General features: G+C 70.8%; 7 protein-coding genes. All 7 read left to right on the forward strand.

What is annotated here, in order from left to right:
- Nucleotides 1-69 precede the first annotated feature (69 nt).
- The 7 genes from pstC (at nt 70) to VF106_RS48495 (ending at nt 10,065) form a co-directional block, all read left to right on the forward strand.
- Nucleotides 70-1,059, forward strand: a complete 990-nt coding sequence (pstC, locus tag VF106_RS48465; protein ID WP_330846903.1) for a phosphate ABC transporter permease subunit PstC — start codon at nt 70-72, stop codon at nt 1,057-1,059.
- Nucleotides 1,056-2,216, forward strand: coding sequence for a phosphate ABC transporter permease PstA (gene pstA, locus VF106_RS48470; RefSeq protein ID WP_330846904.1), 1,161 nt, complete (start codon nt 1,056-1,058; stop codon nt 2,214-2,216). Before pstC ends, pstA begins: the two co-directional genes overlap by 4 nt.
- Nucleotides 2,213-3,787 (forward strand): phosphate ABC transporter substrate-binding protein PstS, encoded by a 1,575-nt coding sequence (gene pstS / locus VF106_RS48475; RefSeq protein ID WP_330846905.1) that lies wholly within the window; start codon nt 2,213-2,215, stop codon nt 3,785-3,787. Before pstA ends, pstS begins: the two co-directional genes overlap by 4 nt.
- Complete coding sequence (locus tag VF106_RS48480; RefSeq protein WP_330846906.1) at nt 3,784-6,213, forward strand: hypothetical protein; 2,430 nt, start codon at nt 3,784-3,786, stop codon at nt 6,211-6,213. The genes pstS and VF106_RS48480 overlap by 4 nt, the downstream gene beginning before the upstream one ends.
- A 132-nt stretch (nt 6,214-6,345) precedes the next feature.
- On the forward strand, nt 6,346-7,332 hold the full coding sequence (locus VF106_RS48485; RefSeq protein WP_330846907.1) for a hypothetical protein: 987 nt from the start codon (nt 6,346-6,348) through the stop codon (nt 7,330-7,332).
- Nucleotides 7,333-7,373: 41 nt separating this feature from the next.
- A complete protein-coding gene (locus tag VF106_RS48490) occupies nt 7,374-8,957 on the forward strand; it encodes an Ig-like domain repeat protein (RefSeq protein WP_330846908.1) in 1,584 nt (527 codons plus the stop codon).
- A 61-nt stretch (nt 8,958-9,018) separates the two neighbouring features.
- Entirely contained in the window at nt 9,019-10,065 is a 1,047-nt protein-coding gene (locus VF106_RS48495; RefSeq protein ID WP_330846909.1) for a DUF916 domain-containing protein, read from the forward strand.
- The last annotated feature ends 135 nt before the right edge of the window (nt 10,066-10,200 follow it).

Consider the following 10,200-nt stretch of genomic DNA (forward strand, 5'->3'; position numbering starts at 1 on the left):
GCCGGCAGGGCACGTCGTCCGGCTTCGCTGACTCCGTCCATATCGGACGGATCGAAAGGGCGAGTGCTCATGGCCGGTAGCGCGGTGGGGGCCAGACGCGTTACCTCGACGTCCGGTGGTGCCGACCGGGTGTTCCGCGGGGTGCTGTTGGGCGCCGGTGTGCTCGTGCTGGCGATCATGCTGACCATCGGGTGGTTCCTGTTCCAGCGCGGCTGGCCGGCACTGCGGGAAGCCGGCTGGTCGTTCCTCACCGAGCAGAGCTGGGAACCGGACGCGCACCGGTTCGGCATCGCGGCCGTGCTCACCGGAACCGTGTTGATCGCCGTTGTGGCGGTGCTGATCGCGGTGCCGCTCGCGGCGGGTGTCGCGCTGTACATCTCCGAGTACGCGCCGGTGCGGTTGCGTGGCGCGCTGACCAACCTGGTCGACCTGATGGCGGCGGTGCCGAGCGTGGTCTACGGGCTGTGGGGATTCGTCCTGTTGCAGGAGGAGCTGATCCCGCTGGCCCGCTGGATGGCCGCGAACCTTGGCGGGATACCGGTGTTCGCGGTCGATGGCGCCGAGCCGGACAACCCGCTCGAGGACATCACCGTCTACAAGTCCTCGACGTTCGCGGCGGGCGTCGTGGTGGCGTTGATGATCATGCCGATCATCTGCTCGGTGATGCGTGAGTCGTTCGTCCAGTCGCCCGCGGGCGAGCGGGAGGGCGCCTACGCGCTCGGCGCGACGCGGTGGGGGATGATCCGCACGGTGGTGCTGCCGTTCGGGCGTGGTGGCATGATCGGCGGCACGATGCTCGGCCTCGGCCGGGCTATGGGCGAGACGATCGCGGTCTTCATGATCATCTCACCGATCTTCCTGGTACAGCCGCACATCCTGCAGAGCGGCACGAGTTCGGTCTCGGCGCTGATCGCGCTGCGCTGGGGTGCGGCCAGCCCGTTCGAGCTCGCGGCGCTGATGGCCGCCGGGCTCGCCCTGTTCCTTCTCACGCTCGTGATCAACTTCGCCGCCTCGGCGGTCATCGCCCGTACCAGGTCGGGCCAGGGGAGTGAGGGATGACGGCGACGGACACGGCGATCGAGCCAACGGTCGAGTTGGTGACTCGGGAGGAGCGCCGGTCGACCTCGACCCGCGGCACCGGAGACCTGGTCGTACTGGCCGGCGCCGCCGCGGCGGCGGTCAGCCTCACCGCGCTGCTGTTCGACAGGATCGCGCCGATCAGCGGTGTGCTGGGTTTCGTCGTGGTCTCCTACCTTCTGTTCCTGGTCGTCTACGCGCTCCTGTTGTCTATTCAGGACAGTTGGCTCGCGGTGCGGGACCGGCTGGCATCGGTGGTGGTACACAGCCTCGCCCTGCTGGCCCTGCTGGCGCTCGTGTTCATCGTGGTGTTCACGTTCTGGCGGGGCCGGGACGCCTTGTTCCACGGGAACTTCTTCGTCACCGACATGACCGCCGCCGGACCGCTGGACCCGCTCACCTCGGGCGGCATCCTGCACGCGGCCACCGGCACGCTGATCGAGATCGTGCTGGCGCTCACGGTCGTGATCCCGCTCGGCCTGCTGTGCGCGGTGTACCTGAACGAGACCCGGGGCGCGTTCGCCCGGTTCGTCCGCACGATCGTCGAGGCGATGACCGCGCTGCCGTCCATTGTGGCCGGACTGTTCGTGTACGCCTCGCTCATCCTCGGGCTGGGCATGAACAAGTCCGGACTCGCCGCGGCGCTCGCGATCAGCGTGATGATGCTGCCCATCGTGATCCGGGCCGCGGACGTGGTGATCAGGCTGGTGCCCAGCTCGCTGCGTGAGTCCTCCCTCGCGCTCGGCGCCGGGCAGTGGCGCACGACCTGGCACGTCGTGCTGCCGACCGCCCGGTCCGGGCTCACGACCGCGATCCTGCTCGGCACCGCCCGCGGCATCGGGGAGACCTCGCCGGTGCTGATCACCGCCGGCTTCGGCTCCACGCTCAACCTCGACCCGACCGAGGGGCCGATGGTCTCGCTTCCGTTGGCCACCTTCGTGTTCTCCGGTTCACCGGAGCCGACCATGATCGCCCGCGGGTTCGGTGCCGCCGCGGTGTTGCTGGCCGTGGTGCTCGTCCTGTTCGCACTCGCCAGGGTCCTCGGTGGACGCCCAGCGGGCCAGCTCTCCGCGCGTCAACGCCGCCGCCGCGATCGATTGTCCGTTCGGGACGTTGCCAGATGGGAGAAGCGAGCGTGAGAGCGAGGTTGGCGGTCATCGCCATCGTGATCGGGCTGCTGGCGGGGGCGTCGGCGGGGCCGGCCGCCGCGCAGGGGTTCGTGCCGATCAGCGGCGCGGGCTCGTCGTGGAGCTTCAACGCGCTGGACCAGTGGCGGCGCAACGTGGCCAGCCTCTACGGCATCACCGTGCAGTACGCCGACACCGGCTCGTCCGATGGCCGCAACCAGTTCAAGAACGGCACCGTCGACTTCGCGGTCTCCGAGATCGAGTACGGGCTGACCGACGGCGGCGTGGTGGACCAGCCGCCGTCGAGCCGCGGCTACGCGTACATGCCCATCGTCGCCGGCGGCACGGCGTTCATGTACAACCTGCACGTCGGGCGGAACCGGGTCACCAACCTGAGGTTGTCCGGCGAGGTGCTCGCGAAGATCTTCACCCTGAAGATCACCAGCTGGGCCGATCCCGCGATCAAGAAGGACAACCCGGGACTCACCCTGCCGGACCGCAAGATCGTCCCCGTGGTGCGTTCCGACGGGTCCGGTACCACCGCGCAGTTCACCCGCTGGATGGCCGACCAGTACGGGTCGGTCTGGGACTCCTTCTGCGGCCGCCCGAAGTGCGGGTTCACGTCCAACTACCCGATCAAGCCGGGACTGCAGGCCAAGGCCCGGTCGACCGGTGTGGCCGGCTACGTCGCGCAGGACTCCAGCGAGGGCGCGATCACCTACGTCGAGTACTCCTACGCCAAGAACGCCGCCTTCCCGGTCACGAAGGTGCTCAACAGGGCCGGCTACTACATCGAGCCGAAGGCGACGAGCGTGGCGGTCGCACTGCTCAAGGCGGAGATCAACCCAGACGACCTCACCCAGCGCCTGCAGAACGTCTACCGGGACACCGACCCGCGCAGCTACCCGCTTTCCAGCTACAGCTACATGATCCTGCCGACCGACAACCGGCAGAACTTCAGCGATGCCAAAGGGCGCACGCTGTCCGAGTTCGCCTACTACTTCCTGTGCGAGGGACAGCGCCAGGCCGACGCGCTCGGTTACTCGCCGCTGCCGCTGAACCTGGTCAAGGCCGGTGTCCGCCAGGTCGCGCGGGTGCCGGGCACCACCAACAAGCTCAACGAGAACGACCTGCAGAAGTGCAACAACCCCACGTTCTCCCCGGACGGGACGAACACACTGGCCAACACCGCGCCCCAACCGCCCGAGTGTGACAAGGCGGGCGCGACGCAGTGCGCGACCGGCACGGGCGGCGCGCAGGCCGCCACACCGGTCGGCAACGGCGGCGGGGACACCGGCAACGGTGGCACGACGCCCGGCGGAACACCCGGCACCGCGGGCGAGGTGGCCGGTGGCACCGAGGGCGCCGCGCCGGCGAGTGCCGAGGTGGAGATCGATCCGGACACCGGGCTTCCGGTCGAGGAGTCCGGCGGCACGGCGGTGAACGCCTACGCGGTGCCCGTCTCGGTCGACCTGCCGCAGGACCGCACTCTGTTCGCCGTGCTCGCGATGGCATTGCTGACCTCGTTGGTCATCGGGCCACCGCTGCTCGCGCGTGCGCTCCGGAAGCGGCGCAAGTCATGAGCAGGGCACTGTGGACTGTCGTCCTCGTGCTCGCGGGGGCCGTACTGGCGTTCGCCCCGGCTTCCGCGCCCGCCCAGGAGCTGGGCGGCTCCGCGGTCACCGTGTCCGGCACCGGGCCGTTCGCGGACCTGCGGGTGACGGTCGGCCAGACCCGCGACCTGATCAACCAGGCGATCACCGTCTCGTGGACCGGTGGCGCGTCGACCCAACCGAACACGGGCCAGTTCGCGGTGAACTACCTGCAGATCATGCAGTGCTGGGGCGACGACGCGGGCGGGCCGAAGCGCAGCCAGTGCCTCTTCGGCGGGACGGTCACCCAGTCCACCCCGGCCGCAGGCGCGTGGGTGCGGTCCCGGCAGGTCAACTACGCCGGGCTCGTCGACCCCGCCGAACCGCTGCGGCCCGGCGACGACCCGGACACCCCGGACGTCGACGAGTCACGGGAGAACGTGTTCGTCCCGTTCTGGGCGTACGGCACGCCAGAACCGAACCCCGCCAAGCCCGCCTACACCGGCCGCAGCGACTTCATCGACGCGCAGCTCACCAACGAGATCCCGCTCGCCCGTACCAGGGCCAACGGCGCCGGCGTGGAGTCCTTCGAGGTGCAGACCGCCCGCCAGTCGCCCGGCCTGGGCTGCGGAGAACCCGTCCGCAGCGGGAACACGACCAGCGGCCGGTCCTGCTGGCTGGTCGTCGTCCCACGTGGATCGTCCGAAGTGGACGGATCGGACCAGTCCGCGCGGGAGCTGGTGTCCTCGCCGCTGTCGGCGTCGAACTGGGCCAACCGGATCGCCGTGCGACTGGACTTCCAGCCGGTCGGGTCGGCCTGCCCGCTCGGCGCGGCGGAACGCCGTCTGCTGGGCCACGAACTCGCCGTCGAGGCGGTCAGCCGCTGGCAGCCGGCACTGTGCACGCGCGGCGGCGCGCTGTTCGGACTCACCCAGCTCTCCGACGACGTGGTGCGCAACCAGTTGCTCCAGTCCGACGACCCCGGCCTCGCGATGCTGTCCGAGCCGGTGCCACCGGACGACGAGCGGCCGGACCGCCCGCTGGTCTACGCGCCGGTCGCGGTGTCGGGCCTGACGGTCGCCTACTACATCGAGCGGCAGGTCCCACCCGACGCGAGCGAAGAGGACAAGCTCCGGGACGGCGAACGGTTCACCGACCTGAAGCTCACGCCGCGACTCGTGGCCAAGCTGCTCACCCAGTCCTACCGCGGCTCGGTCGTCGGGAACACCGACCACATCGCCGGCAACCCCGCCGGCCTCGCCGACGACCCGGAGTTCCTCGACCTCAACCCGTCCTACAAGGGATCCCAGTACTGGACGACGATCTCCGACGCGCTCGTCGCACTGCCCACACAGGACGCGAACGCGTTGCTGTGGCGCTGGGTGCTCGGCGACGCGGACGCGAAGACGTTCCTCGCCGGCGCTCCCGACGAGCACGGCATGGTCGTCAACCCCAACAACAAGAACCTGACGCTGCCGGCGCCGACGTTCCCGCGCAACGACCAGACCTGTTACGAGGCCGACCCTCGGTTCCGCTTCTGCACCCTCGACGCCCACCCGTTCGCCAACGACATGCACGAGGCGGGCCGGGCGATCGGCCGGGGCGACTCCCTTGGCCGCACGGCCAGCGGCACGCCCAACCCGGACGGCACCCCGAAGCTGTCCAAAACAGACCGCCAGTCGCCGGGTCGGCACGGGCTCCTCGCGGTGGTGGACGCCGCCACCGCGGCGCGCTACGGGCTGCAGACCGCACGGCTGCGCAACAACGCCGGCACGTTCGTCGGCCCGACCGCCGACGGCCTGCTGTCCTCGGTCGCGACGATGACCCCGTCCTCGGTGCCCGGGGTGCTCGCGCCGAACCCGGCCACGACGGCGTCCACCGCCTACCCGCTGACCTCGGTCACCTATGCGGCCACCGCACCAAACCTGCTGACCCAGGCGGCGGGCAAGGACTACGCGAGCTTCCTGCGCTACGCCGCCGGCCCCGGCCAGGAACCGGGCCTCGAACCGGGTCAGCTGCCCGACGGCTATGCCCCGCTGCCGAACGCGCTGCGTGAACAGACCCTGCGGGTCGCGACCTCCATCGAGAACCAGGCCTGGCGTGTCACCGCCGTCGACCCCGCCGGGCAGCCCGGTGACATGCACGGCGGCGGCGACCTCGGCGCCGGCACGGGCGCGGTCGGCCCGGACGGCGTGCCGCTGCCCGGAGCGAACGCGCCCGCCCCGACCCAGGACCAGGGACCACCCGGCCGCGACCAGGTACCGGTCGCCCAGACCCGGCGCACCCCCGCGACACCGCTCGGCGTCATCCGCTACGTCCTCGCGGCGATCCTGATCGGTGGCGGGCTGGCGGCCGCGTCGTCGCCGGTGCTCGTGCGCCTCAGCACGGGAAGGCGAGGTGATGCCGCCGGCGGATGAGGCGGAGTTGGCGCTCCAGCCCATCCGACCGGACAGCGTGTTCGAGCAAGACGCCGGGGTCACGAGCCAGGTCGCCCGGCGGTGCCCGGGCACCCGCCCGAGCATGTCCTGCGTTGCAAAGGATACACAGCAGTGCGAAAAAGAAGGTTCGTGCTGGCCGTGGGCGCCCTGCTCGCGGCCGCCGGGTTGACGACCGGCACCGCCGGCGCCGACCCGACCGGCACGCCCCAGTACCGGGGGCTCGCCGGCGTCGGGTCGGACACCACCGAACACGTGATGAACGGCCTGTCCGAGGTCGTCACGATCAACGGCACCAAGGTGATCGGCTCCTACGACGCCAGCGGTTCGGCCACCATCACGACCAAGGACCCGGCGACCACGCCGGGCTGCACCATCAACAGACCCTCCGGCTCGGGCAACGGCGTCAACGCGCTCATCGCGTCGCAGCAGGCGGGCAACGGCTGCGTGCAGTTCGCCCGCTCGTCGTCCAACAGCTCGGCCAGCTTCCCGGGCGCCGGGCTGACCTACGTCCCCTTCGCCACGGACGCGGTGAGCTACGCGGTCCGTTCCGACAGCGCGATCTCCAAGCGGCTGACCATCGCGCAGCTGCAGACCATCTACAACTGCGCGGCTGGCGCGAACTACCTGCCGCTGCTGCCGCAGTTCGGCTCCGGCACCCGGCAGTTCTTCCTGCGGGAGCTGGGTTTCACCGACTCGGCCGACTTCACCACCCAGCCGGCACACAACTGTGTCAAGCAGGTCGACGCGACCGGCGCGCCGCTGCTGGAGAACACCGGCACGCTGCTGACCGACCCGAAGCACATCGCGCCGTACTCGATCGCGCAGTACCTCTCACAGATCAACGTGGTCGTGCCGGACGTGCACGGCAAGACCATCCTCGGGCAGATCAACGGCGTCGCTCCGGCGGTCCTGAACACTTCGTCCACCATGGACCGTGCGGTCTACAACGTGATCCCGACCGCGCAGGAGGGCAACGCCCCCTACAGCACGGTGTTCGTCGGCCCCGGCTCGCTCGTGTGCACCAACGCCGACACGATCAAGCGCTACGGCTTCGGCACCAACCCCGACTGCGGCTCGACCGCGATCCGCACCCCATGAGCCTCTTCTCCTTACAGCGCGACAAGAAAGTGAGATCCACCGTGCGGAAAGGCAAGCTGCTCCGCCGCATCGGCGCCGGCGCGCTGGTGTTCGCCGCGACGACGGCCGCACTGCTCGGCGCCACCGGGGTCGCCCTGGCCGCCCCGCCGCCGGGCACCCTCGGCTCGCTGACGGTCAACCCGGGCTCCGGGTCCGACCTGACCGCGATCCGGGTGACCACGTCGGCAGGCTGCTCGAGCGACTCGGACGCCTACAACGTGCTCGTGCAGGGGCCGGGCGCGTTCGCCTCGGGTTACCTGATCACGAGCACCGGCTCGGCCGGGTTCTCCACCTCCGGCTCGTTCGACATCTTCTTCGGCGTCACCATGAAGGACGCCGCCGCCGACCTCGGCACCACGCTGGTGGTGGGGGAGTACCCGGTCATCGCGCGGTGTGTCGACGAGTTCTCCGGCGACGTCAAGGGCACGTTCACCGCGTCGCTGTACTTCACCAGCCCGACGGCCTACCAGACGACCGACCCCAACGCTCCGGTCACGACCAGCACCGCGCTGAGCGTGTCGCCCAGCGCGCCGGTCAGCCAGGGCACCCCGGTGACGCTGACCGCGACGGTCACGCCGTCCTCGGCCGCCGGCACCGTGCAGTTCAAGAACGGCACGACCAACGTCGGCTCGCCGGTGGCGGTCTCCGGCGGCACGGCGTCGCTGACCACGTCCGCGCTGCCGGTCGGGGCCAACTCGCTCACCGCGGTGTTCACCGGATCCTCGGCGAACATCTCGGGATCGACATCGCCGGCCGTGTCCTACCAGGTCACCGCGCCGGTGGCGACGCCGACGACGACCGCGCTGTCGGTGAACCCGACCGGTTCGGTGGCGCAGTACCAGCCGGTGACCCTGACCGGGTCGGTTTCCCCGGCAGGCGCGGCGGGCACCATCCAGTTCCGGGACAACGGCGGCGCGCTGGGCTCCCCGGTGGCCCTGTCGGGCGGCACGGCCACGTTCGTGGCCAGTTCGCTCGCGGTGGGCGCGCACTCGTTCACGGCCCAGTTCGTCCCGGCCGACCCGGCGGCCTTCGCGGCGTCGCAGTCGGGTGCGGTCGCGCTGGAGGTCACCGCGTTCACCGGCGTGTCCGCGTCGGAGAACATCACCACCACGGTGCTGGCCGGTGAGCTGCTGATCAGCGTCGAGAACCAGAACGTGGTCCTCCCGTCGCCCCAGCTGACGCCGGATGCCACCAAGCTGACCACGAGCGGCTCGCTCAACCCGATCACGGTCACCGACACCCGGGCCGGCAACCCCGGGTGGAGCGTGTCCGGTCAGGTGAGCGACTTCTCCGACGGCGCGTCCCACGCGATCAACGGGGCGAACCTCGGTTGGTCGCCGCTGGTCGTGGACAAGCTCGCGGCGCAGAACATCACCGCGGGTCCGGTCGTCGCACCGGCCGCGGCGCTCGCGCCGGGTGTCGCGGCGCCGTCCGGTTTCGGTCTCGCGGCCAGCCGGACGCTCGCCACGGCCGCCGCCGCCGGTGGCAACGGCACCGCCCACCTGTCCGCCGACATCGCGCTGAACGTGCCCACCTCCACGGTGGCGGGCACCTACACCGCGGTCCTCACCCTCACCGCCATCTAGTACGGCACCGCCGCCGGCCGGGTTCGTCCCGGCCGGCGGTCACCGTCCCGATTGGACACCCATGCGCTTTTCCCCGCCCCGCCTCGCATCCGCCGCGCTCGTGGCCGCGCTCGCCCTCCTGTCCTCGGCCCCGGTCACCGCCGCGCAGCCCGAGGGGACGCCCGAGGAGCAGATCACCTTCGGTATCCGGCCGGCGACCCAGGACGCCCCGGACAACCGCGCCCGCTTCACCTACGGCGCGACTCCCGGCGCGGTCGTCCGGGACTACGTCGCCGTGTCCAACGTGAGCCTGGCGCCGCTGACCCTCCAGGTTTACGCGAGCGACGCGTTCAACACCTCGGAAGGCGGCCTCGACCTGCTCCCCGCCGGTCGCCCGTCCACCGACGTCGGTGCGTGGACCAAGCCGGAGACGACCACGGTGGTGGTGGGTGCCCGGTCCGTGGTGATCGTGCCGTTCACGCTCACCGTGCCGGCCGACGCCACCCCCGGCGACCACACCGGCGGGATCGTCGCGTCACTCGTCACCGAGCAGACCGGCGCGAACGGCAGCAAGGTGCGGGTGGACCAGCGAGTGGGCGCCCGGGTGTACCTGCGGGTCGCGGGCGAGCTGCGGCCAGGGCTGGCCGTCGAGGGCATGGCCGGCGACTACCGCACGAACTGGAACCCGCTCGGGCGTGGCAGCGCGACGGTCACCTACACCGTGCGCAACACCGGGAACGTGCGCCTGCGGGGTAAGCAGAAGGTCGTCGTCCGCACGCCCTGGGGTTCCACAGTGGACGCTGAGGTCCACGCCGATCTGCCGGAGTTGTTGCCCGGCAACGCCATCCAGCTGACCGCCGCGGTACCGGCCGTGCTGCCGGCCGGCTGGCTGACCGCGCAGGTCGATCTCGACCCGAGTGTGGGGCCGGACGACCAGAAACTCGAGGTGCCGGATGTGTCGGTCACCTCGACGTTCGCCGCCGTGCCGTGGGCGGCGCTCGCGCTGCTGTTGGCGTTGGTCGCGTTCGTGCTGCTGTGGCGCTACCGGCGGCGCGGGCGGTCCGCGCCGAAGCCCGTGCGCACGTCGACCTCCGGTGCGGAGAAGGTGCCCGATGTCGCGGTTCGCTAGTGTCCTGAGTCATTAGTTCGTCGGTAGTTGGTAGAGTGTGGGCGTGCCGAGCCCGAAAGTCGCCCCGGTGGTGTTGTCCGACGAGGAACGTAGCGTCCTGAGTGGATGGTTACGTCGACGGAAGACGGCGCAGGC

It is taken from the genome of Actinophytocola sp., from assembly GCF_036378875.1.
Classification (GTDB): Bacteria; Actinomycetota; Actinomycetes; order Mycobacteriales; family Pseudonocardiaceae; genus Actinophytocola.